The 21,371-nt window shown below is 41.6% G+C and carries 22 protein-coding genes, 1 other RNA gene and 1 pseudogene; 11 read left to right on the plus strand and 13 right to left on the minus strand.

The window, feature by feature from the left end:
* The first annotated feature begins 414 nt into the window (after positions 1 to 414).
* From ACK4HU_RS08045 to ACK4HU_RS08060, 4 genes are all read left to right on the plus strand, one after another.
* Positions 415 to 909 (plus strand): hypothetical protein, encoded by a 495-nt coding sequence (locus ACK4HU_RS08045; protein WP_409805268.1) that lies wholly within the window; start codon positions 415 to 417, stop codon positions 907 to 909.
* Positions 906 to 2,351 carry a CCA tRNA nucleotidyltransferase gene (locus tag ACK4HU_RS08050; protein WP_409805270.1) on the plus strand — a complete coding sequence of 482 codons (1,446 nt, stop codon included), beginning with the start codon at positions 906 to 908 and terminating at the stop codon, positions 2,349 to 2,351. Before ACK4HU_RS08045 ends, ACK4HU_RS08050 begins: the two co-directional genes overlap by 4 nt.
* Before the next feature lie 6 nt (positions 2,352 to 2,357).
* Positions 2,358 to 3,065: a tetratricopeptide repeat protein gene (locus ACK4HU_RS08055; RefSeq protein ID WP_409805272.1), complete on the plus strand. Its 708-nt coding sequence runs from the start codon at positions 2,358 to 2,360 to the stop codon at positions 3,063 to 3,065.
* 179 nt (positions 3,066 to 3,244) lie between these two features.
* On the plus strand, positions 3,245 to 4,636 hold the full coding sequence (locus ACK4HU_RS08060; RefSeq protein WP_409805275.1) for a fibronectin type III domain-containing protein: 1,392 nt from the start codon (positions 3,245 to 3,247) through the stop codon (positions 4,634 to 4,636).
* A gap of 327 nt (positions 4,637 to 4,963) precedes the next feature.
* Here the strand turns inward: ACK4HU_RS08060 and ACK4HU_RS08065 are convergent.
* The 6 genes and pseudogenes from ACK4HU_RS08065 to ffs form a co-directional block, all read right to left on the minus strand.
* Positions 4,964 to 5,185, minus strand: a pseudogene (locus ACK4HU_RS08065) (S8 family serine peptidase); the annotation flags it as partial.
* A gap of 61 nt (positions 5,186 to 5,246) precedes the next feature.
* The gene (locus ACK4HU_RS08070) at positions 5,247 to 6,632 is read right to left on the minus strand and encodes a S41 family peptidase (protein ID WP_409805278.1); all 1,386 of its coding nucleotides are present in this window, start codon (positions 6,630 to 6,632) and stop codon (positions 5,247 to 5,249) included.
* 69 nt (positions 6,633 to 6,701) lie between these two features.
* Positions 6,702 to 7,412 carry a cell division ATP-binding protein FtsE gene (locus ACK4HU_RS08075; RefSeq protein WP_409805281.1) on the minus strand — a complete coding sequence of 237 codons (711 nt, stop codon included), beginning with the start codon at positions 7,410 to 7,412 and terminating at the stop codon, positions 6,702 to 6,704.
* A 3-nt stretch (positions 7,413 to 7,415) separates the two neighbouring features.
* Complete coding sequence (locus ACK4HU_RS08080) at positions 7,416 to 7,619, minus strand: fructose-6-phosphate aldolase (RefSeq protein WP_409805284.1); 204 nt, start codon at positions 7,617 to 7,619, stop codon at positions 7,416 to 7,418.
* Between the two features lie 166 nt (positions 7,620 to 7,785).
* Complete coding sequence (fsa, locus tag ACK4HU_RS08085; RefSeq protein ID WP_409805287.1) at positions 7,786 to 8,445, minus strand: fructose-6-phosphate aldolase; 660 nt, start codon at positions 8,443 to 8,445, stop codon at positions 7,786 to 7,788.
* A 138-nt stretch (positions 8,446 to 8,583) separates the two neighbouring features.
* An RNA gene (gene ffs, locus ACK4HU_RS08090) (signal recognition particle sRNA small type) lies at positions 8,584 to 8,670 on the minus strand.
* 138 nt (positions 8,671 to 8,808) lie between these two features.
* On the opposite strand from ffs, the gene ACK4HU_RS08095 reads away from it, so the two are divergent.
* Entirely contained in the window at positions 8,809 to 10,449 is a 1,641-nt protein-coding gene (locus ACK4HU_RS08095) for a M28 family metallopeptidase (protein WP_409805290.1), read from the plus strand.
* A 140-nt stretch (positions 10,450 to 10,589) separates the two neighbouring features.
* Here ACK4HU_RS08095 and ACK4HU_RS08100 read toward each other — a convergent pair whose 3' ends face one another.
* The 3 genes from ACK4HU_RS08100 to ACK4HU_RS08110 form a co-directional block, all read right to left on the minus strand.
* Positions 10,590 to 11,147, minus strand: coding sequence for a pentapeptide repeat-containing protein (locus ACK4HU_RS08100; RefSeq protein ID WP_409805292.1), 558 nt, complete (start codon positions 11,145 to 11,147; stop codon positions 10,590 to 10,592).
* 163 nt (positions 11,148 to 11,310) lie between these two features.
* Positions 11,311 to 12,123 (minus strand): creatininase family protein, encoded by an 813-nt coding sequence (locus ACK4HU_RS08105; RefSeq protein ID WP_409805294.1) that lies wholly within the window; start codon positions 12,121 to 12,123, stop codon positions 11,311 to 11,313.
* 202 nt (positions 12,124 to 12,325) lie between these two features.
* Entirely contained in the window at positions 12,326 to 12,886 is a 561-nt protein-coding gene (locus ACK4HU_RS08110) for a hypothetical protein (protein ID WP_409805297.1), read from the minus strand.
* A gap of 270 nt (positions 12,887 to 13,156) precedes the next feature.
* Between ACK4HU_RS08110 and ACK4HU_RS08115 the strand changes: the two genes are divergently transcribed.
* Together ACK4HU_RS08115 and ACK4HU_RS08120 are read left to right on the plus strand one after the other, a co-directional pair.
* Positions 13,157 to 13,849: a ferritin-like domain-containing protein gene (locus ACK4HU_RS08115; protein ID WP_409805299.1), complete on the plus strand. Its 693-nt coding sequence runs from the start codon at positions 13,157 to 13,159 to the stop codon at positions 13,847 to 13,849.
* 24 nt (positions 13,850 to 13,873) lie between these two features.
* Complete coding sequence (locus ACK4HU_RS08120) at positions 13,874 to 14,695, plus strand: ferritin-like domain-containing protein (RefSeq protein ID WP_409805302.1); 822 nt, start codon at positions 13,874 to 13,876, stop codon at positions 14,693 to 14,695.
* Positions 14,696 to 15,203: 508 nt separating this feature from the next.
* Here ACK4HU_RS08120 and ACK4HU_RS08125 read toward each other — a convergent pair.
* Positions 15,204 to 15,734: a GNAT family N-acetyltransferase gene (locus tag ACK4HU_RS08125; RefSeq protein WP_409805305.1), complete on the minus strand. Its 531-nt coding sequence runs from the start codon at positions 15,732 to 15,734 to the stop codon at positions 15,204 to 15,206.
* A gap of 511 nt (positions 15,735 to 16,245) precedes the next feature.
* Between ACK4HU_RS08125 and ACK4HU_RS08130 the strand changes: the two genes are divergently transcribed.
* The gene (locus ACK4HU_RS08130; protein WP_409805308.1) at positions 16,246 to 16,875 is read left to right on the plus strand and encodes a hypothetical protein; all 630 of its coding nucleotides are present in this window, start codon (positions 16,246 to 16,248) and stop codon (positions 16,873 to 16,875) included.
* 529 nt (positions 16,876 to 17,404) lie between these two features.
* Here the strand turns inward: ACK4HU_RS08130 and ACK4HU_RS08135 are convergent.
* The 3 genes from ACK4HU_RS08135 to dinB all read right to left on the minus strand — a co-directional run bounded on the left by ACK4HU_RS08135 (position 17,405) and on the right by dinB (position 19,209).
* Positions 17,405 to 17,656: a DUF2442 domain-containing protein gene (locus tag ACK4HU_RS08135; RefSeq protein WP_409805311.1), complete on the minus strand. Its 252-nt coding sequence runs from the start codon at positions 17,654 to 17,656 to the stop codon at positions 17,405 to 17,407.
* 1 nt (position 17,657) lies between these two features.
* Positions 17,658 to 17,918 carry a DUF4160 domain-containing protein gene (locus ACK4HU_RS08140; RefSeq protein WP_409805314.1) on the minus strand — a complete coding sequence of 87 codons (261 nt, stop codon included), beginning with the start codon at positions 17,916 to 17,918 and terminating at the stop codon, positions 17,658 to 17,660.
* A gap of 100 nt (positions 17,919 to 18,018) precedes the next feature.
* A complete protein-coding gene (dinB, locus tag ACK4HU_RS08145) occupies positions 18,019 to 19,209 on the minus strand; it encodes a DNA polymerase IV (RefSeq protein ID WP_409805317.1) in 1,191 nt (396 codons plus the stop codon).
* Between the two features lie 439 nt (positions 19,210 to 19,648).
* On the opposite strand from dinB, the gene ACK4HU_RS08150 reads away from it, so the two are divergent.
* From ACK4HU_RS08150 to ACK4HU_RS08160, 3 genes are all read left to right on the plus strand, one after another.
* Positions 19,649 to 19,855 (plus strand): hypothetical protein, encoded by a 207-nt coding sequence (locus ACK4HU_RS08150; RefSeq protein WP_409805319.1) that lies wholly within the window; start codon positions 19,649 to 19,651, stop codon positions 19,853 to 19,855.
* Between the two features lie 2 nt (positions 19,856 to 19,857).
* On the plus strand, positions 19,858 to 20,268 hold the full coding sequence (locus ACK4HU_RS08155; protein ID WP_409805322.1) for a type II toxin-antitoxin system VapC family toxin: 411 nt from the start codon (positions 19,858 to 19,860) through the stop codon (positions 20,266 to 20,268).
* Positions 20,269 to 20,483: 215 nt separating this feature from the next.
* Positions 20,484 to 21,179, plus strand: coding sequence for an XRE family transcriptional regulator (locus tag ACK4HU_RS08160; protein ID WP_409805325.1), 696 nt, complete (start codon positions 20,484 to 20,486; stop codon positions 21,177 to 21,179).
* Positions 21,180 to 21,371: the final 192 nt, after the last annotated feature.

Below are 21,371 nucleotides of genomic sequence, written 5' to 3' on the forward strand. Positions count from 1 at the left end.
CTGCGGAAGCGAGATAGTTTCAGCATTGGTGCTGTCCTGCTTCTCCAGAAGCTGGACTTAACGTTGTCACTTCCAGAAAAGCGGGCCTACAATTGAATTTTGGATTACAAATCCTATGATCGGACCTCGGGATTACAAATCCCGAGGAGCGGGTGCCCGAGGCAGTGCCTCACTGCCTCTTATTTCCGTCTTAGATTCAAAATGTTAATTATTTTAACATTTATATGTTTATAAATTAGACAAAAGGATTGGAATCATGTCAAGGGCTTGACTGATTTTTGGAGGAAAATGTCGGGAAAGGGAGGAGAATATTTTGATTAACCCATCACACACAAGCGAAAAAATTCACCAAAAACACGGTTGATTATCCCGTGTTTTAGATTTTAGCCACCGAGCCGGATAATCTGATTATTTTTGCATCAAAATATAGAACTATTGGATCAGCAAGCTATCGTCAAAACCTTCCGTGAAAACGGCCAAGTAACCATCCGGGAAGGAAACGGAAAGAATCTCACCCTCCTGAAAATGGAGAATTGGAAGCCCGAAATGGGATTTGACTGGACTTTCCTCTTGTTCGATATGTTTCAGATCCGTACTGTTTGTGAGCCATTTGCAGAGGTGTCGCTCGATGTAGTGGAGTTTGCGTCAAAGCCTACCATCTACCACAGTCCTGTCAGCCGAGTGATTAAAAATGCCCCAATTCAGGAGGGAAATATCAGTTTTTCCCTGATCCGAGAGCCTAACTGGAACAAATTGCTTTTCCAGATTTCGCAGCCCGTTTTGTCAAAAATCGGTTACGTAACAAAAGAGGCAGACGCTCAGACCGAACTTTATTTTCCGCTTTTGGGCCCCAGCACCAAAGAAATGTTTCTGGGTCCGGAAGGCGATGTCAAAATTATTAATCGATGAATTTCAAAACCAAGCTTGACGAGCTCGAAATATTTAGAAAAGTCGCAAATGCCGGTAAAGCACTGGGTATCAAATCCTATGTGGTCGGTGGCTATGTGCGTGATCTGATTCTCAATCGGCCTAGCAAAGACATCGACTTTACCTGTATTGGAAGTGGAATCAGCCTTGCGCAAGAGGTTGCTAAGTCCTTTGATCAGCATGTTCCGCTTTCTGTTTTCAAAAATTTTGGCACAGCCATGCTTAAACTTGACGATTGGGAATTGGAGTTTGTCGGGGCAAGAAAGGAGTCCTATAGACTGGAATCCAGAAAGCCAATCGTGGAAGATGGGACCTTGCAAGAGGACTTAGAGCGCCGTGATTTCACGATTAATGCGATGGCCATTTCGCTTAATTCGGAAGATTATGGAGATCTGGTTGATCCCTTTGATGGATTGGGCGATATCAAGCGAAAAAACATCAAAACACCACTGGAGCCAGGGATTACATTTTCGGATGACCCGCTGAGAATGATGCGAGCGGTTCGTTTTGCTTCGCAGTTGAACTTTGATATTGAAGCGGAAACGTTTTTTGCCCTATCAGAAAATGCAGCAAGACTTCAGATCATTTCCGCGGAGCGGATTATTGATGAATTAAACAAAATCGTTGCCACGCCAAAACCTTCCTATGGCTTTAAGCTTCTGTTTGCATCCAAGCTGCTTCATGAGTTTTTCCCTGAAATGGTCGAGCTTCAAGGTGTGGATTCCGTTGATGACAAATCGCACAAGGACAACTTCTATCATACGCTTCAGGTACTCGATAATCTCTGTCAGATGTCGGACAATCTTTGGCTTCGCTGGGCTGCGATCATGCACGATATTGCCAAGCCTGCCACTAAGCGCTTTAACCCAAAAGTGGGCTGGACATTTCACGGACATGAGGATAGAGGAGCTCGAATGACTCCTAACATCTTTCGCCGGATGAAGCTTCCGATGGATGACCGGATGAAGTATGTGCAAAAGCTTGTTCGCTTACATCTCCGACCGATTGCTTTGGTCAAGGATGAAGTGACGGATTCTGCTATGCGTCGGTTGCTTTTTGATGCTGGGAATGATATTGAGGATTTGATGATGCTTTGTCGTGCAGACATTACTTCCAAAAACAACAAAAAAGTACAACGCTATCTGGAAAACTTTGACAAAGTCGAAGAGAAAATGAAGGAAGTGGAGGAAAAAGATCAAGTTCGCAATTTTCAGCCTCCTATCAGCGGAGAAGAAATCATGGAAACTTTTGGGCTTTCACCCTCAAAAATCATCGGAGAAATCAAGGAAGAGATAAAAGAAGCTATATTGGAGGGCAAAATTCAAAACAATCCCGAGGAAGCCAGGAAACTTATGTTAGATATTGCCCGTAGCAAAGGCGTAGTTCCAAAGGATCATACATCAAATCACCTTTCAACAAATTAATTGACAATGAAGCGCACATTTCTACTGCTGCTACTGGCCTTTTGTGCCGGAAACTTAGCTGCTCAGACAGCAAATGATTCTATTCCAAGATTAGACGCAAAAACAAAAGCTGCCTTAAATGCAGCTGATCAAACTGTTTACCAACTGGCTATGCGATATAGTGACCTCAGTATGGCTAAGAACAAACTCTATGACTTGATGGTCCGAAATCCGGAGAATTCTCGTTACATGGAAGCTTTGGCAAATATTTATTTTGATAATAGTCAATTCGCTTCGGCCGCTTTAGTTTCCATTGATTTGCTTCAAGGCAACGATAAAAATGTCGGCGCGCTGGAGATTGCTGCCTATTCCCTGGAGCAATTGGGAGCTTTGGATCGGGCACTGCCCCATTTTGAAAGCTTATATTTATTGACCGGTGATAATTTCAGTCTTTACAAATCTGCCTTTATTCAATTTAATCTTCAGCGCTATGAAGAAGCGATGAACTCGGTCAATATGCTAGTGAAAAATGCCAAAGAAGACGAGAAAATTGGCTTTCCAAAATCTCAAACGGAAACGCAGGAAGTTATCATGAAAGCAGCTGCACTTAATTTGAAGGGTTTGATCTATTTGGATCAAAATTCTAAAGCCGATGCAAAAACTGCATTCAATGAAGCAATTGCCTTAGATAGTAGCTTTGAGCAAGCAAAAGAGAATTTGAAGAAAACAAATTGATATCTATCACTTAGAAATATAAAAGCCGGCCTAGTGCCGGTTTTTTTGTGTTATTGGAATGTCAGGAAATATTTAGGATATCATTATTTTTTTCAGATCAGGATAGCTAAAGATTATAAATTGAATAGCTTAGAGAGCTTAATTTAGCTTTAATCCTGTTTTATCAAGACTCTCTTTTCATGATCGCCTCAAGAATATTCCTATTTCTATCGCTTTTTCTTTTTCTTTCCATTCAACTTTTCGCTCAGGAAACCAAAGTTTACAAAGAGCCCAAGTTCCATTTCGATTGGTCAAAACCTTCAGAATATCCTGATCGAATTGTACTGAATTTTGGCCAGAATCCTGCCACAGAAGTGAATGTGACGTGGAGGACAAATACCGAAATTTCTACTGCTTATGCAGAAATTGCGATCGCAACCGCTGCTCCTAAGTTTTGGAAAAATGGAAAAACGATCAAGGCTAAAACGGAAGTTCTGGATGCCAGGTCTATCCAGACTGCTGAAGTAATTGCTCATTATCATTCTGTAGAATTCAGGAATTTGATTCCTGACACCACTTATGCATACCGAGTAGGGGATGGAGAGCGATGGAGTGAGTGGTTTCAGTTTAAGACGGCCTCCGATCAAGCTGGGGATGAATTTTCATTTCTGTATGTAGGCGATGCACAGAATTATGTCTTGGAACTTTGGTCTAGGTTGATCCGAGAAGGATTCAGAAAAGCGCCGGAAGCGACATTTATAATTCACGCAGGTGATTTGATCAATACTGCTCATCGCGAACAGGAATGGCACGAGTGGTTTACTGCGGGTGGATTTATCCATAGTATGATCCCTTCAATGTCAGTGCCGGGTAATCACGAGTACCGGGCAAAAAATCAAGAAGAAGCAGATAAAAGTCAAAGAAGCCTTTCTGTTCAATGGAGGCCACAATTTACTTTCCCTCAAAATGGTCCAAAGGAATTGGAAGAGACAGTTTACTATATGGACTATCAAGATGTTCGATTTATCTTTTTGGATTCCAATCGAGATCATGAGATTCAGGCGATATGGCTAGAGGGGATTTTATCAAAAAACCCAAAAAGCTGGACAATTGTAAGTTATCATCATCCGCTTTTTTCCGCATCCAATGGAAGGGATAATGAAGGGCTGAGGAATCTTTGGAAGCCAATATTTGATAAATATAGAGTGGATCTAGCACTGCAGGGTCATGACCATACCTATGCACGGGGAAGAGTAGCTCCGGGAGAAAATGTCATGGACGGTTTGAATATGAAAGATCTGACGGGAACAGTTTATGTGGTTTCAGTATCAGGAGGAAAAATGTACGATATCGGTGACGATTGGACAGAAAAAGGAGCCCAACGAGACCGGACAGCTGAAAATACCCAGCTATTTCAAGTGATTACCAAAGTGGGCAACAGACTGAAATTTGAATCTTTCACAGCTGTGGGTGAACTATACGATGCATTTGAATTGGTGAAAGGAGACGATGATCTCAATCAATTCATAGAACTCCGAGTAAATGCCGTACCTGAGAAAACCCATTCCAACACAATTCCCTACAAAAATTAAGGGAAAATCATGTAAGCGATGGTGGTTGTAATTAGCGACAACAAAAAACTCAAAGCCAAAATTTTCAGGTGATTTGATTCTACATGTTTGCTTCCTCCATTTAGATCCTGAACCATCCGTCTCATGGGTCTAATGGCCAATTGGACAACCGCCAGACATCCAAGAAAATAAAACATAAGTAGAATTAAAAAAGATGCAATTGCTTCCATATCAGCAAGGTAACCCTCCTAGATTTCAGAAAAAATGATTTTTGATAGGTTTAACAATTTCTTAACATAAAAAAAGTCGGCCCTTTTGGTCGACTTTTTCATCTTATTGAATTGATGATTAACGGACTGCAATTGGATCTGGATTTCCATCAGGGTCATTCTTGACGGTCCCTCCAGATTTCACCGTTCCCAATAGTAGTATACCTGCCACATGGGGTGCCGCCATGGAAGTTCCGCTGATCGTATTATATCCTCCGCTTTTCCAAGTGGACGTAATTGCAGATCCTGGAGCGCAATAATCTACCGGAGGGTTGCCGAAATTTGAGAAGGTAGACCACTTGCTCGATGGCTTTGACAGATGGATCTTTTGCCGGCACAGCGTATTGTTCGTCTGAGAGAGCTTATTTTCCAATTGGACTTTCCAACATCAATCCAGCTCTAATTTTGGTATCCAGAGTACTTCCAACATCGATGCGGTCAAGTTGCTGAAATCTCGCGCCAGTAGGTAGGCCCGTAATATGACTGATGGCCGTTCTGAGTAATAACTCAGTCACATCACCAAAAGGGCGAAGTCTTTCTTGGCTTTCTTTTATTGTAATATTTGGGGTGAAGCCGTTGGAGTAGTCGGATTGATCCAAACTGTTGAAGCTCTGAGAAATAATGGGTAAAATTCCGTAAAGATTTTCTTCATTTTCTTCGTCTTCAAAAGCGACAGAGCCTACATTTTTACCTGTTGTTTTGTCTCCGATAATAAAAACGTCCATGTAAGGTTTTAAACCGTTGATAATCAATTCAGAAGCAGAGGCAGTTCGCGATGAGGTCAATATATATACTCTATTTCCTTCAAGAGTATTTCCGAGATTTTGAGCCTTATTTCTAAATAGTGTTTGAGCATTGCGGAGCCCTTCAACATTTTCAGTCAGGAACTTATTGTATTTAGTTTTTGAAAATACACTAGCTGAACCCACTCCAGGAGCAATCAAGCTTGCTAGGTTTACAGCAGAAGAAACAAATCCACCTCCATTATACCTGAAATCCACGATGAGGTGATCAATATTTGCGGCTTTGAATTTTGCAAAAATCGCATCCATTTCATTATCATAGACAGTACTGTTTTGCCCAGGACCAGGAGCGAAGAAATGATAAACCACATATCCGATTTTTTCATTGTTCAATGTGTAGACCGTATCCAGGAAATTTGGCTTCTCTGCTAATTGGACGGCAGTGAGGCTAACGTCAGCTTGCGCAACAAAAGCTTGTGCCTCCTTATCAAACCGCAAATACGAAAGTGTATGCAATCCATCAATTTCCTTGAGTAAATCTCTAAAATTGTTTATGGTAATTGTTTTACCATTGATTTGAGTGATCACATCCCCTCTTCTAAGATTTACATTTGATGCGGGGCTATTCTTTTTGATGTAGGTAATCTCAGCTACGACATTATTACCTGTGGGATTTTCCCTAAAGAGAATGAACTCGTAACCTGCGTCCAAATTTATCCCGTTGAGTGAATTGATCAATTCCTGATAATTAGGGAAAATAGCTGAAAAGCGATCAGTAGGTCTAAATAAAAGTGCTTCAAAATAATCTTCAGGGTCAGATGTTTCAGCTATCGGGGTACCCATATTTTCTACCCAAAAGTAGACCTGCTTCATCACACCCAAAATCCAACGGTTTGCAGCTGCATTGGAGTCAGGGTCTACACTAGGAAGTTTGTCCTCTTTGTCCTGGCAGGAGAATAATACAATCGCAATAAGTGGAATTAAGAGGAATTTGGCGAGTTTCATGGGGAATCAATTAGACTCTCCCAAACGTTTACTTTCAGGAAGTTGTTTTACATGAAAGAGTTTTTTCTCTCAAAAAGAAGAGCCAAAAGAAATATCATTGACCTGACTATCAAGCAATCTCCCTTTCTCACACTTCAGTACCCGATAAGGAAATTTACGGAGTAGCTCATGGTTGTGGGTTGCCATGAGGATGGCAGTTCCTTTTTTATTGATATCCTGAAAAAGTCTGAAAATTCCGTCAGCAACATCCGGATCTAAATTTCCGGTAGGTTCATCTGCCAAAAGGATGGAAGGTTCATTCAATAAAGCCCGGGCAATCACTACACGTTGTTGTTCCCCGCCTGAGAGTTGGTGTGGCATTTTTTGCAATGAATCAGTCAATCCGACTTGGATCAACACATCACCAATTCGTTCTTTGATTTTGACTGGATCGGTCCAACCTGTCGCTTTTAGGACGAAGGATAAGTTTTCCTGAATAGTTCTGTCCCCGAAAAGCTGAAAATCCTGAAAAATGATCCCGATTTTTCGACGCAGAAAGGGAACTTCGGTATTTTTTATTTTCGTCAAGGAATAGCCTACGATTTCTGCAAGGCCAGATTGGAGTTTGAGGTCTGCATAAAGGGTTTTGAGCAAGGAACTTTTTCCGCTTCCTGTTCGACCAATAAGGAAGACAAATTCGTGTTGCTCAACTGAGAAATTGACATCAGAAAGCACGGGAGTCTCTCCCTGAAAAATAGTAGCCTGCATCACCTGAAGTACAGGTTTGGTACTGAAGTCCATAAGTTAGAGATCTAGTTTTTGAAGTTTTCCGAATGGAAGGTTTTTGATCACTTCTTCAAGCTGAAGTTCTTTACCTTCCAGTCCAAATTTTTCAATGTTTTTGAGGGGTCTGTCTGCGCGGAAATAGGCTACCAAAACGAAATTTATATCTCGAATTTGAATATAATCGGGGATTTTAGCTTTCCCTTTTACTTTAATGATATACATAGAGGTAGATTGAAAAAGAGACTGTCTCAAAAGGATTATTTATGTCAGCCTGAGCATCTTACCAACGAGAGTTGGGAAGTACGAAGGCGATTTGTAGCGAATACTACCACATTTCGACTTCGCTCAATGTGACAATCGGTATTAATGAGACAGCCTCTTTGTAGAATTATTTTCCGGCTGCTTTAGCATGGTCTGCCAGAAACTGTGCCAGACCTGAGTCGGTAAGTGGATGCTTGAGTAATCCTGTGATTACTTTAAGTGGACAGGTAACGACGTCGGCACCTAACTCAGCACATTTGATCAGGTGCATAGTGTGACGAACGGATGCTGCAAGGATTTCTGTCTCATATCCGTAATTCTGATAGATATGAACGATCTGTCCGATCAGTTCAAGGCCATCGAAGGAGATGTCATCCAAACGTCCGATGAAGGGAGAGAGGTAAGTTGCCCCGGCTTTGGCAGCAAGAATTGCCTGACCTGCTGAAAAAACAAGTGTACAATTGGTGCGGATTCCTTCACCGTGGAAGTATTTGATGGCTTTGATGCCGTCTTTAATCATTGGAATTTTCACGACGATTTTGTCATCGATTTTTGCCAGTTCTTTTCCCTCACGTATCATTCCGGCATAGTCAGTAGCAATCACTTCAGCAGAAACTTTGTCATCAACAATGTCACAGATTGCTTTATAATGAGCTCTAACTTTTTCATCGCCGGTGATGCCTTCTTTGGCCATCAGGGAAGGATTGGTAGTCACACCATCCAAGACGCCGAGATCATAGGCTTCGCGGATTTCGTCCAGATTGGCGGTATCAATAAAGAATTTCATATATATAGGTTTTTTGGTGAATGCTTGGCAAAACGCGCAAGCTTAAAATTGATTTACTTTTGGCGTGTGAGCAAAGTTAGAAGATAAATCAGGATTAGGAATTCCAAAAAGTGGATGAATCGGAAAATTTAGGGCAAAAAAGAAGCGGCATCGCACCGCTACAACCGCTTACCCTTGCTTCCTTCCGGACCTGGGGGATTCAGCAGGAGCTGGTCGTGCCGCTAGGTCACAAAGGTAAACCAATTTTCACTTGAAGCAATGTCTCCTTTCCAAATAGAATCTATACTTCAGGAAATCAACTTATAAAAGTTTTAACTTGGGTTTTATTACCCAATTTTCCCCACCAACCCCCGACTAAACAGTATGAAGAAATCTCCTGTATTTGCTTTTTTGATTTCTGCTGGGCTTTCCGCCTGTCAAGCTCCCAAAGATTCAACGTACCAATTTCAAGTATCAGACTTGGAGCCCAACCTTATTACCCTCTCTTCAGATGAATTTATGGGACGAATGCCTTTCTCTGAAGGAGAAAAAATCACCACCTCCTTTTTGGAATCTGAATTCAAAACCTTGGGTCTGGAGCCGGGAAATGGAGATTCCTACTTTCAGGATGTTCCTATGGTATCTATCGTCAGTAAGCCTGTTGGGAATATTGAATTGAAAAATGCAAGCAAAGGCATTTCCTTGGAGGGATTTAAGGATTTTGTCGTCTGGACTCAGAAAACCGACTCCTTGGTAGAAGTCAAAGATGCAGAAGTGGTCTTCGCTGGCTTTGGAATCGTGGCTCCCGAGTATGGCTGGAATGACTATGCCGGACTGGATGTCAAAGGCAAAATCGTCGTGGTTTTGGTCAATGACCCAGGTTTCGGAACAGAAGATGCCTCTTTTTTCAAAGGAAATACCATGACCTACTACGGTCGCTGGACCTATAAATATGAGGAGGCGGCGAGGCAAGGGGCTTTAGGTTGCCTGATTGTCCACAATACCATTCCTGCAGGCTATGGATTTAATGTGGTTCAAGGCAAACACAATGCTCCGATTCTCTATTTGGATGACCGGGGAAATGAAGCCTACAAAATGGGCTTTGAAGGATGGATCACACTTCCCACAGCTAAAAAACTATTTGAACTTGCGGGGCAGAATGAAGGTGAGCTTTTGGCGAAAGCCAGAAAGCCAGGTTTTCAAGGCATTCCTTTAGGAGTTAATCTTTCTGCAACTATGGAAGTGGAAGCTGAATACAATGTTTCCCAAAATGTGGTGGCCAAAGTCACCGGCAAAACCAAACCCGATGAATACTTGATTTATACTGCGCATTGGGATCACTTTGGCATCGGCAAACCAGATGAAACAGGAGACAGCATTTATAATGGAGCTTTGGATAATGCTTCAGGAACTGCAGCATTGATTGCTTTGGCAAAAGCCTTTAAAACAGATGCTCAACCTGATCGAACAGTAATTTTTCTAGCTGTCACAGCTGAAGAGCAAGGGCTTTGGGGTTCGGCATACTATGCCCAAAATCCAATTTATCCCAAAGAAAAAACAGTCGCCAATATCAATATGGATGGAATCAACCCTTACGGGAAAATGAAAGACGTATCTATCATTGGTGCAGGCCAAAGTGAAATGGAAGACTTGCTTGATGTAGAACTGGAAAAACTGGGTCGATACAGTGCTCCCGAACCCAATCCAGTTGCAGGTTACTACTTCCGCTCAGACCATTTCAACTTTGCCAAAATCGGAATTCCAGCCTTGTATTTCGGAACGGGAATCGACCATTTCGAAAAGGGAAAGGAATACGGAAAATCGCTTCAAGACGATTATGTGGCCAATTATTACCACAAGCCTAACGAACAATATGATCCTGAGCGATGGAATCTTGATGGTGCAGTAGATGATGTGCAGTTACTCTACCATGTTGGAAAAAGCCTAGCCAACTCTGACAAATGGCCGGAATGGAAAGCCGGGTCGGAGTTTAAAGCGGTGAGGGATGGGTATATGAAGAAATGAGCAATTCTCAATTACCAATGGTCAATTCTCAATTCTCAAATACCAATGGTCAATTCTCAATTACCAATAGTCAAGTGCTTTTTCCTTGAAAATTGAATATTGAACATTGAGTTTGCTCATTGAACATTGAAAATTATTTTTCACCCCACCTTTATCCCATATTTCCCCAACAACCCCGGCAAGCCTTCCAAGTCAAATCTTGCGCCTTTGATTTTGTTGGTTTCGGGATCGAGGCGATAGTTTTGGGCTTGGCGAAAGTCGGCTTTCTCAAGATTTGTTCGGTCAAAGACTACACCTGAAAAATCTGAACCCTGAAATTCTGCTCCCGATAAATCAGATTGAGAAAAGTCCACCTCAAGTAACCGACATTTCCTGAAAATGGATTTTTTGAGTTTGAGGTTGAAAAAATTACAATAATCCAGTTGACAACCCTCAAAATTGAATTCCAGCAAAAATGGGTTTGCTGCATTGAAATGAACTCCGAGAATTTTACAGGTTTCAAATTTTACCTGCCTAAAACTGACAGATGAAACCTTGGCATTACTCAGATCACAGTTCTGAAATCTGCAATTCTCGAAACTGCAACCGTGAAAATTTAGATTGGAAAAATTACAGCCTACAAAGGTGCAGGCTTCATATTCCCCAATCTGAAAATCAGAGGCAGAAAGATTTTGGTATGTCTGGTCGGAAAGAAACATTGGCTAGAATTTAAGCATTTCTTCAAACACTTTTATTCAGTGTTCGTCATTCAGAATTTTAAAATCTTCGAACTACCTTGATAAGTGATTGTATATTGCGGCCTCTTCGAAAGGATTGATGCTAAGTTCCAGATCGTAAATCGTACTTCAAAAATCGTACTTCTCAAAGTCCCGCCAAATCCCATTTCCTTATTGTTTCTTTAATCAATCCCGCCACTTTAGCATTGACTTTTCTGAAGTATTCTTCCGCTTGTGCCTGATTGAAATTAGGGTAGCCTTGCCCTTCCTGATATAATCCGATAGAGGATGGAAAGGGTACGGCTGACCAAGTATTAGGCTTGGGATAAGCTGTGGCTTGATCGGGATTGTAACGCTCCTTGTGAACCAACGTCGGGTCAATTGCTTGGATATAAGCCGTCTCATTTAATCCAGCATGTCCGCCATCTTCTTTGAAAACTTCCAAAGTCACATCTGAAGCGTAGGACCACCAGTTGATTACAAGCGTCCGGATTCCAAGTTCATTAGCTACTTCTGCGGCTACTTTTTGGAGAACGGCAGTCTGTCCACCGCCATGTCCGTTTAGGATAATGATGTTTTTGAATTTGTTTTTTGCCAAGCCTTTCAAAATATCCCGGATAAATGGTGCATATGCCTCTTCTGAGATTTGAAATGCTCCGGGAAATGCTGCCATCGAACCAGTAATGCCATAGTTCAGGGTAGGAGCGACCATGGCATTTAATCCTTCGGCGATGTCCATTGCCATTGCAAAAGGAGCGGTGTTGTCTGCACCGTTATTGATCACGCCGTGGGGTTCTAGGGTTCCAGTAGGTAGCAAGACTGTATTGATTTTATCTGGAACAAACTCTGCGAATTCCATCCAGTTGATGCGATCCATCTCTCTGGTAGAGATTTTTTGCTGCGCAAAAGTGGAATTGACTGAGAAAAGTAGAAAAATGCTTATCAATAGTAATTTCATAGCTGATAGATTTTCCTTAAAATTAAAGGCTTTCCTTCGGAATCAAGCTATCAGGAAAAGGCCATTTCTCGTACGCTTTGATTAAATTCTGTTACCCCGCAGTCTATGTCTAACAGACCACCTAACTCCAATTTCGGTCTATAAGCACACAGACCGAGGCAGGCTAATGAAAAAATTTTGGCTTTCCTTCGAAATTCAGCTATTATGGATATGACATTTGGTGAATGATTTGTTTGAAGTCCTCTGCTTCCTTTTTGGCGGTTTGCCACCTCTTCCAAGCAAAGAAAAACAGAGCTGCTCCTCCGATATAACCTAAAAAAGGCACAATAAAAATCATACCGATTCCCCCAAGAATCAGAAGGATCTGCACCGTAAGGTTGAGGAACATCTTTTTGACTTCTCCCTCATCAAAAAACACCTGATCTGTTGTATGATTTTTGACAGCAAGGTAACTTCCATTCGACTTTCCTTTTTTGATTCCCCAGAAAACTGTGACTTCATTGCCTTTTCGACAGGCAAGGTTGAAATCCTGAAGCTGAAAGGACCTTTCCTTTCCTTCTTTATTGGTAAGGAAAAGTTGATCATGAATCACGGTTTTGGATGTGATGGATATAGGTGCTGTGCCTCCTGTACCTTGATATGTAGCACCTCCGCCACCTCCACCACTGACACGGGTCTCCATATTTTTACCACTTTCTTCAACTTTTCCTGAAAATGATTGAAGATCAAATGCTGTTGCTCCGCTGGGGTTGAAAGATTTCATTTTGATCGATGTTTAAGTCAAAATTTAAATTCAAGCTGATTTCAAATAAAATGAAAAGCGGTAACTGAGGGGGTTTTCAGAATAGCTGGCTAAAAGAATTTATTATTTGAGATGAGGGATTATAAAATCAGATTTTAAAAAAGATATAAATCCACTCAATCCAACCTTTCACTTGACTTCGTATTTCTTAGAGAATTATCAAAGTCAGGTCAAACTAACCTTTGATTTTTTAAAAACTATAACCAAGTGATTAACCTAAAACACACCACAATGGAAAATGAACTGATCAGGCCGCAGGGTTTGGTGAAAAATGCAAACAGACGTCAGTTCCTGAGAATGGGAACGATGACAGTCGCAGGAGCAGGATTGCTTTTGATAGGATGTAATGATGATAAGGATATTATGCCTGATGGCATGGTCAGTCTTGGATCAGGGGATACAGGTATTTTGAACTATGCTTATGCTTTAGAGCAATTGGAAGCTGCATATTATGCTGAGGTAATGAAAGGAGGCTATTTTGCCAGTGCAAATGCTGAAGAGAAAACTATCATAGGAGATCTTGAGAAGCATGAAAGAGCGCACCGGGAATTTTTCAAGGCAGCATTAGGCACCAGTGCCATCGGAGTATTGGAGTTTAATTTTAGCAGCATTGACTTTGGTAGCAGAACATCTGTTTTGGGAGCAGCCAAGACTTTTGAAGACTTGGGTGTAGCTGCTTATAATGGTGCTGGTCAGTTTTTGGAAAGTTCAGATTTTCTTTTAATCGCCGGAAAAATTGTATCTGTAGAAGCTCGTCACGCAGCGGCTATTCGAGATTTGATCAATCCAGGTACAGCGGATTTTGCAGGAAATGATATCATTGATGCAAATGGTTTGGAGCGTACATTAAATTTCACACAGGTGCTTACAGCTGCCAGTGCTTTCGTAAGGACTAAGATTGATTTCAGTCAGCTTCCAAAGTAATCCCACTATTAAAACACAAAAGACATGAATTTAATTAAATTATTAGATACAATGTGCCCGGACACGCAAAGTGCCGAGGACCAAGACCGTTTCTACTCTCGTAGAGACGCATTTAGACAGTTTGGAGATTTTGGAAAGAAGGTTGCTCTTGCAGCCGTTCCATTGTCCATCTTTACTTCCATTCCTCACATAGCCAAAGCAGACACAGCTAGTCTGATTGGTGCTTTAAACTTTGCTTTGACGCTTGAGCATTTGGAATACAGATATTACCAAATGGCTTTGGATTCAGGAGTTGTTGCGGCGGCTGATCGAGTGGTTTTCCAGAAAATTCGAGATCATGAATTGGCTCACGTGAAATTTTTGCAGGAAGTAATAGGAAATGTATTGAAAGGTATGCCTGTAGCAGAGCCAAAATTTGATTTTACAGCGAAAGGTGCTTTCCAACCGTTCACGGATTATCCTACGTTTTTGGCACTTGCGCAAGCATTTGAAGATACGGGAGTAAGAGCATATAAAGGACAAGCTGCAGCTGTGAAAGAAAGCGATGTGGTGTTGACTGCGGCTTTGTCCATTCATTCAGTAGAGGCGAGACATGCTTCTCAAGTAAGACGCCTTCGTACCAAAAAAGGCCTAGATACAGTTAAAGGTTGGATCACAAATGCCTCAATTGGCACCTTGCCTGCAGCCACTACACCAATCTATGCTGGCGAAGAGATCGTAACTCAAGGTGGAGTAAATGTTGTCACTTTGACAGGAATTGATGCTGCAGGAGTATCTGAAGCATGGGATGAGCCTTTGAACAAAGATCAAGTATTGGGAATTGCATCCCTCTTTTTGGCTCCTTAAAACTTTATTGCTGGGTTAAAGTTGGTGGAGTTGATGCCATCCTCGCAAGGGGATGGCATCTTTTTTTATCTAAGATTTTTCACCACAGACCTGCCTGCCGTCAGGCAGGGTTCTCAGAGGAAAAAGAGCTTTTAGGATTAGGCTTTTAATTGAACTTCAAAACTAGCAGGCTCAATAGGTCATTTTCAAGGTCATTGAGAGAAAAGCTAAAGCTTTTTTTCTGGAGATCTTGGCGTAAAAGGGCTAAAGGAATGATCTGTTTTTTGCCGCAAAGCACACGAAGGAGCGCAAAGGTTTTTCACCACAGACCTGCCTGCCGTCATACAGGGTTCGCTGAGAAAAGGTGTGTCAAGGATCATACCTTGAATTGAACTTTTAACCTAGTATGCTCAATTGTATTTTTTCCTTAAAAAACCCGTGTCAACCTACCTGTCGGTAGGCAGGTCTGTGAGTTTTTCTATGAAAAACTTGCCTGACGGCAGTCAGGTCTGTGGGAAATCAAAACTGTTCAAAAAGCTATCTGATACAAACTGCAGCGCTGAATTTCAGGGAAGTTTTCGAGTTCGGGATGGTCAAATTCTTTCCAGAAGCTCATTCCAGTCTTTATCATCACCTTAACCGAAGCGATATTTCCCACTGAAGCCATCGAGAGCACTTCGGTGATACGTTTCTGCTGCGCAAAGCTCAGGCAAGCTAAAGCCCCTTCTGTAGCTAGGCCTTGGTTCCAAAATTTTTTGGCTATCCTCCAGCCGATATCTACACAGGGAGTAAAATCCGATTCAAAAGTTTTCCATCCCAGTCCGATCGTACCAATCAATTCTTTGGTCTCCAACAGATCGACTGCAAAATAGCAATAACCCTTTTCTTCAAACATCCGCTCCATGCGGTTCATCATAGCTTGGGTTTCCTCGCGGGAAAGAGGTTTTTGGAAAAAGCGCATCACCTCTGGGTCCAAATTGATCGCAGCAAAATCATCCAGATCAAAGGTCTGCCAAGTGCGGAAACCGAGTCTGGGAGAAGTGAAGATATATTGGTTCATTTGGTGTAAAATCTGTTTTTCTTCGATCGTAATCGAGAATTTACATATTTATTTTCGGTCCCGATTGGGGATTTACATTCCAAAGCTTCTTTACTTCTCCTTTCAAACTTTAGATTTCTTACTTCACTTCACACCTCCATCCCATTAAACGGATTAAACCGCCGTCTTCCCACGCCCATCGCCACGGCCCGGCAGACAGTTTTATCTCCGTATTTGACATTCAGCTTGTCGAAGTCCGGGAGTTGCTTATTAATTTCATTTTCAAAATTTCTCCACTAATACTTGTTTTATAGCAGTTGATTGAAATTTTGCTAAAAATTTTATTTGACCCCTTGACTTACACACACACACACACACCATATTTTAGTTTCAAAAAAGAAGCTAATGTAGGGTTGGCAACCCAATCTAAGTCGGGGATGTGAAAGCGAAAAACGACTTAAAAAAATCCAGAGTAGCCCCGGAAACCGAAAAGGGAAAGAGTATGACAGACTTATTTAATATCTTTTGAAAAATGTTTAAAAATTGTATACTTCCTGCGGTTATTATTTTAATCAGTTTCTCTGGTTGTTCAATAACCGAACATGATAATCCAATTAATAATGATGAGCTTGAAATTTCCAACGAATTCAAAGTTCCAAAAGGCCTCGATTTCAAGGATGTTATTCATATCGGGCAAGAACTAAGCAAAGTTTTGGGTAGAGATCAAAAATCAAATGCTTTCGCTTTTAGTATGGATTACAGTGAACTACAAATAGGAGGAGTTTTGAACCCCTTTGTTGAAAATGGAAGAATTATCCATCAACAGCTATTGGATCAGATTAATGCTTCTCCAGTATGGAACACGCTATCTGAAGACGATAAGCAGTCAATTCTTAGCCTTTCGGACCAAGAATTAGCGGAATTGTCTTTCATAATTAGTGTTTCAAATCAGATTACCAGTACAAGTGTAGATGGGGATCGAATTAGAAGTTGTGTTGCTGGCGTTTTAGGTGTTGGTGCTGTGAAAGAGTTGGTTAAAAATACGGCTGCTTTAGCTTCTGCCGAGGTGGCAGCAGAGATTTTGATTTTAGTGGGGAAGAGAACTTTAGGATGGGTGGCTTTAGGTTGGATGATTTGGGACTTTTACGATTGTGTTAAATAAAAAAATATGGAAATTCTTCTTAAAAAAGCCCTAGCCAGAGCCTCTGTTTTGACTGTATTAGTTTACATAATTTCTGGTATTCTTTTTCGGATATTTCCAGAATTTAAATTCTCTGAAATAGTGCTCGGTGTCTTGGTTGGCTTTAATTTGATATTTATGACAATTCAATTTAGGCGAGCCATAAATCCATCTTCTTTTTTTGATTTGGATACTTCTTTCAAATCGAAAATTATCAGCCAATACACACTTAATATTTTGATCTTCATCATTTTTATTTTAAGATCTTAGATAGGTATATTAGCTAGAAGTTGCCTCTATTTTTTAGAGGCAACTTTTTTGGATTTTCAAATTTCCATCCCATTAAACGGATTAAACCTCCGTCTTCCTACTCCCATGGCGACGGCCCGGCAGACGGTTTTGTCGCCGTATTTGACATTCAACTTGTCTAGTGCCTGATAGAGGTGGATCTGCTCTTGGCGGTCTTCGAAGAGTTTTCTGATTTTTATTAAAAACCTAAAAAGTAAAAATCTTAAGCCAATTCTATTTTTTCTCCTTTTAATTCTTTTAAAAAATTAGGGCAAAAGTCATAGCCATTTTGCCAAGCTATTCCCCCACCGGGTTCGATAAATACCTTTTCAAATTGCGAATGATCTAATAGCACTGCGGTGAAGCCTTTGCCTAGGAATGGTCGAAGGTTGACTATTTTCTCTTCTCCGTCTTGAAAACGTAACCAAACATGATAGTCTTGTAAGACCTGAATTTCAATTACTTCGTTCATCATTTTAGTCTAAGGGTTCGATTCGTTCAAGTTGAGCAGGAATTTGAGATTTTTTCCAGTTTTCGAGTAGTTTGTCCCGGTGCTTGGATGCCCATTCCAACACCAAAACATGAGCACGGTTAGGAAGATTCCCCGCCAATACTTCTAAAGTTTTGATATCGTATTCTGCTTTCATTCCCTGATATTCCGCATGGAAATGTGGAGGATTATGATCCTGAAAATACATTCGAATGATAATTCCGTAGAATCTTGATATCTCTGGCATTTCTATAAAGATACATTCTTGAGTGGGAAAAATGCTACAATCTGTTTGGCAGGTTATTCAAATTATCCCTTCAAACTTTATATTTCTTACTTCTCAATTTTCAAATTTCCATCCCATTAAACGGATTAAACCGCCGTCTTCCCACCCCCATGGCGACGGCACGACAGACGGTTTTGTCGCCGTACTTCACGTTTAGCTTGTCAAGGGCCTGGTAGAGGTTGATCTGCTCTTGACTGTCTTCGAAGAGCTTGATCTGATAGTTGCCATACACGAGGCTGCTGAACCGTACCCCGATCAGTCGGATCAGCATTCGTCTGCTGTAGAGCTTACGAAAGAGCGCCTTCACCACAGGTAGGAGCGTATGGTCTGCCGAAGTGTAAGGAATGCGCTGTTGCACGGTATGTGTCTCAAAGTCCGAGTAGCGGATCTTCACGCTCACACAGGCGGAAAGTTGCCCTTTTTGGCGAAGTTTGGAGGCGAGTTGCTCGGTCATGGCAATCATCGTAGCTTCCAGTAGCCTCACATCGATGGTGTCCTGCTCGAAGGTGTTTTCGGAAGAGATCGACTTGGCTTCAGAGTAGGGCGTGACCAGTGAGCGGTCGATGCCGTTCGCTTTTTCCCAGATCATAGTTCCGTTTTTCCCGAAAGTTGCTTCCAAGAGCTCGGCTGGCATCTGCTGGAGTGTATGGACTTTTTTGACGCCCATGTTGTAGAGCGTTTGGGAGGTTTTCTCACCGATCATGGGGATTTTGCGCACGGATAGTGGTGCGAGAAAGGGTTTTTCCTGACCGAATGGGATCTGCTTTTCATTGTTGGGCTTGGCTTCCCCGGTGGCAACTTTGGATACGGTTTTGTTTTCCGAAAGTCCCATGGAGATGTTGAGACCGCTTTGTTTGATAATTTTTTGGCGAAGCTCATGGGCAAGTTTGAAGCAGCCAAAAAAGCGATCCATCCCCGTCAGGTCGATGTAAAACTCATCCACGGAAGATTTCTCAAAGAGCGGCACACTCTCCCGGATGATCTCAGTGACTTCGTGGGATTTTTGGCTGTATTTCTCAAAATCCCCCCGCACGAGAATAGCCTCAGGACAAAGTTGCCGAGCCGTCCGCATCGGCATGGCCGAGTGTACTCCAAATTTCCGTGCCTCGTAGCTGCATGAAGCCACTACTCCCCGGTCGCCGGAGCCCCCGATGAGAATGGGTTTGCCATTCAGCCTGCTGTCAAAAAGCCGCTCCACTGACACAAAAAATGTGTCCAAATCCATATGCACGATATTCCGCTTTCCTTCCATGACTTTTTGTTAATTATTTTAACATTTTAATGTTTATAATTTAAGCAAAAAGAATAAATTTGATGTCTGTTAGCGACGCAGATTGTCGAGATTAAAAAAAAGATACGCTTCGCGAGATAAAGAGATACGCTTCGCGAGATAGGAGTGTGTAATTGTCCTAGCCTCAGCTATATCTTGAAAAAGTAGCTGTGTAGCTATCTTGAAAAAATGAAGATATGCTTCGCGAGATAAGGAGATATGATACGCTAGATAGGGCTGGAACTATCTCGGCTTTAGCTATATCTTGAATATATCTTGCGCAGCATATCTTTCAATCAATATGAATTCTATAGTATTTCCATGTAAACCCCACACACAATGAGCGCCAACTCTCAAATCTTCAATAGAATAAAAAACGTAATTTGTATGGGTAATAGCCTTGTAATCAAAAAAATCAATCATGTCGAAAGTTGAGATCTTAATTCAGGAAATCAGGGCCTTAGAGCCTGAGGACCTTCAGAAAGTTCTTCAGGAATTACTGAAGCAGGCGGATCGCTTGCAGTTGGCAAAGGATTCGTTGGGAAAATTCGCAGGTTTAGGGAAAGGAGTTTGGGGGAGAGATGCTCAAGAATACACCGATCAACTCCGGGAAATTGACAGACCTTGAGCATGAAACTGTTCGTTGATACTTCCCCGTTTATCTATCTTGTAGAATCTCATGCATTTTATGGGGAGAAGGTTCAGGATTTGTTCCTGAATAGTATCGCAAGAAATGATGAGTTGATCACCAGTGTTATCACTTTGATGGAGTTCAGTGTGATGACCCAAAAGACCAAGAGGCTGGATCTGATCGAAAAATATCAAGATCTTCTGAATCGGCTTGGAATTCCATTGATTGAAATCACTCAGAGTATGGCTGAGCATGCTGCATTGATGCGAAGTAAATATGAATTTTTGAAACCTATGGATGCACTACAACTTGCTGTAGCAATTGATTCGGGTTGTATCCAGTTCATCACCAATGATAAAGGTCTTCAGCGGATTACTGAAATTCAGGTTATGACACTTGATCAATTTTGAAAAATTGGTTTATACCTACATTGAATAACTTTTCTTGAAAATTGAAATATACTTTGCCTGATAAAATGAAGATATGCTTCGCGAGATAAGGAGATAAGCTTCGCGAGATAGGAGGGGGTAATTATCTTGGCTTCAGCCATATCTTGAAAAATATCGCGCGCAGCATATCTTTCAACCGATCTGTATTCAATAGTATTTCAAACAATCGTTATCTAATGACCATCAATACCAACCTCAAATTCCTCCGGAAAAAGAAAGGACTGACCCAAGAAGCTTTGGCAGAGGCCTTGGGAATCTCTAGATCCAAGCTTGCCGGATACGAACTCAGCATTACTCCTCCGATTGAGACCTTGGTGAAAATCTCCGATTACTTGCGTGTGTCACTCGATATTCTCATCAAAGAAGATCTCGCATCCTATTCTGAATTCAAACTCCGGGAACTGCTGGAGACAGATCAGTTTCTGCGTGGCAGGAAGCTGCGGATTCTGGCAACTACCGTAGATGAGCAAGGGCGTGAACTCATTGAGGTTGTCTCGCAAAAGGTGAAGGCGAGTTATTTGGCGGGGTTTTCTGATCCGGAGTTTATAGCTGAGTTACCACGATTTGCTTTGCCTTTTCTTCCGATGGATAAGAAGCACCGGGTTTTCCAAGTGGATGGAGACTCTATGCTGCCGATTCCTGATGGAGCCTGGATTGTCTGCGAGTACATGGATGATTGGACGGCTATCAAAGACGGGGAGCGCTACGTCATCGTCACCGAACAAGATGGTGTCACTTTTAAAATCGCTTACAATCGAATCAAGGAAGAACAAAAACTTTTGCTCTGCTCGGCCAACCCGATCTACATTCCGTTTGAAGTAGAAGTGGATCAGATTCAGGAAGTATGGAAATATCGACTGGCGATGAGCTGATCAATGAGCAATCATCAATTTTCAATAACCAATTATCAATGGATAATTGGCAATGAGCAATAAACCTGTTTCCAGTTCCTTGAAACTTGTCCCGATAGTTATCGGGATGAGTTTGATCATTGAAAATTTCGTACTACCAATCATCAATGAGCAATGATCATAGTATCGATTTCTTGAAACTTGATCATTGAA

Origin of the sequence: Algoriphagus sp. (assembly GCF_046296635.1) — a bacterium.
Taxonomy (GTDB): Bacteria; Bacteroidota; Bacteroidia; order Cytophagales; family Cyclobacteriaceae; genus Algoriphagus.

Coding starts and splice junctions, on each gene's coding strand:
- ACK4HU_RS08050 (WP_409805270.1), top strand. CDS start 906: ATGAATTTCAAAACCAAGCTTGACGAGCTCGAAATATTTAGAAAAGTC.
- ACK4HU_RS08055 (WP_409805272.1), top strand. CDS start 2,358: ATGAAGCGCACATTTCTACTGCTGCTACTGGCCTTTTGTGCCGGAAAC.
- ACK4HU_RS08060 (WP_409805275.1), top strand. CDS start 3,245: ATGATCGCCTCAAGAATATTCCTATTTCTATCGCTTTTTCTTTTTCTT.
- ACK4HU_RS08070 (WP_409805278.1), bottom strand. CDS start 6,632: ATGAAACTCGCCAAATTCCTCTTAATTCCACTTATTGCGATTGTATTA.
- ACK4HU_RS08075 (WP_409805281.1), bottom strand. CDS start 7,412: ATGGACTTCAGTACCAAACCTGTACTTCAGGTGATGCAGGCTACTATT.
- ACK4HU_RS08080 (WP_409805284.1), bottom strand. CDS start 7,619: ATGTATATCATTAAAGTAAAAGGGAAAGCTAAAATCCCCGATTATATT.
- fsa (WP_409805287.1), bottom strand. CDS start 8,445: ATGAAATTCTTTATTGATACCGCCAATCTGGACGAAATCCGCGAAGCC.
- ACK4HU_RS08095 (WP_409805290.1), top strand. CDS start 8,809: ATGAAGAAATCTCCTGTATTTGCTTTTTTGATTTCTGCTGGGCTTTCC.
- ACK4HU_RS08100 (WP_409805292.1), bottom strand. CDS start 11,147: ATGTTTCTTTCCGACCAGACATACCAAAATCTTTCTGCCTCTGATTTT.
- ACK4HU_RS08105 (WP_409805294.1), bottom strand. CDS start 12,123: ATGAAATTACTATTGATAAGCATTTTTCTACTTTTCTCAGTCAATTCC.
- ACK4HU_RS08110 (WP_409805297.1), bottom strand. CDS start 12,886: ATGAAATCTTTCAACCCCAGCGGAGCAACAGCATTTGATCTTCAATCA.
- ACK4HU_RS08115 (WP_409805299.1), top strand. CDS start 13,157: ATGGAAAATGAACTGATCAGGCCGCAGGGTTTGGTGAAAAATGCAAAC.
- ACK4HU_RS08120 (WP_409805302.1), top strand. CDS start 13,874: ATGAATTTAATTAAATTATTAGATACAATGTGCCCGGACACGCAAAGT.
- ACK4HU_RS08125 (WP_409805305.1), bottom strand. CDS start 15,734: ATGAACCAATATATCTTCACTTCTCCCAGACTCGGTTTCCGCACTTGG.
- ACK4HU_RS08130 (WP_409805308.1), top strand. CDS start 16,246: ATGTTTAAAAATTGTATACTTCCTGCGGTTATTATTTTAATCAGTTTC.
- ACK4HU_RS08135 (WP_409805311.1), bottom strand. CDS start 17,656: ATGATGAACGAAGTAATTGAAATTCAGGTCTTACAAGACTATCATGTT.
- ACK4HU_RS08140 (WP_409805314.1), bottom strand. CDS start 17,918: ATGCCAGAGATATCAAGATTCTACGGAATTATCATTCGAATGTATTTT.
- dinB (WP_409805317.1), bottom strand. CDS start 19,209: ATGGAAGGAAAGCGGAATATCGTGCATATGGATTTGGACACATTTTTT.
- ACK4HU_RS08150 (WP_409805319.1), top strand. CDS start 19,649: ATGTCGAAAGTTGAGATCTTAATTCAGGAAATCAGGGCCTTAGAGCCT.
- ACK4HU_RS08155 (WP_409805322.1), top strand. CDS start 19,858: ATGAAACTGTTCGTTGATACTTCCCCGTTTATCTATCTTGTAGAATCT.
- ACK4HU_RS08160 (WP_409805325.1), top strand. CDS start 20,484: ATGACCATCAATACCAACCTCAAATTCCTCCGGAAAAAGAAAGGACTG.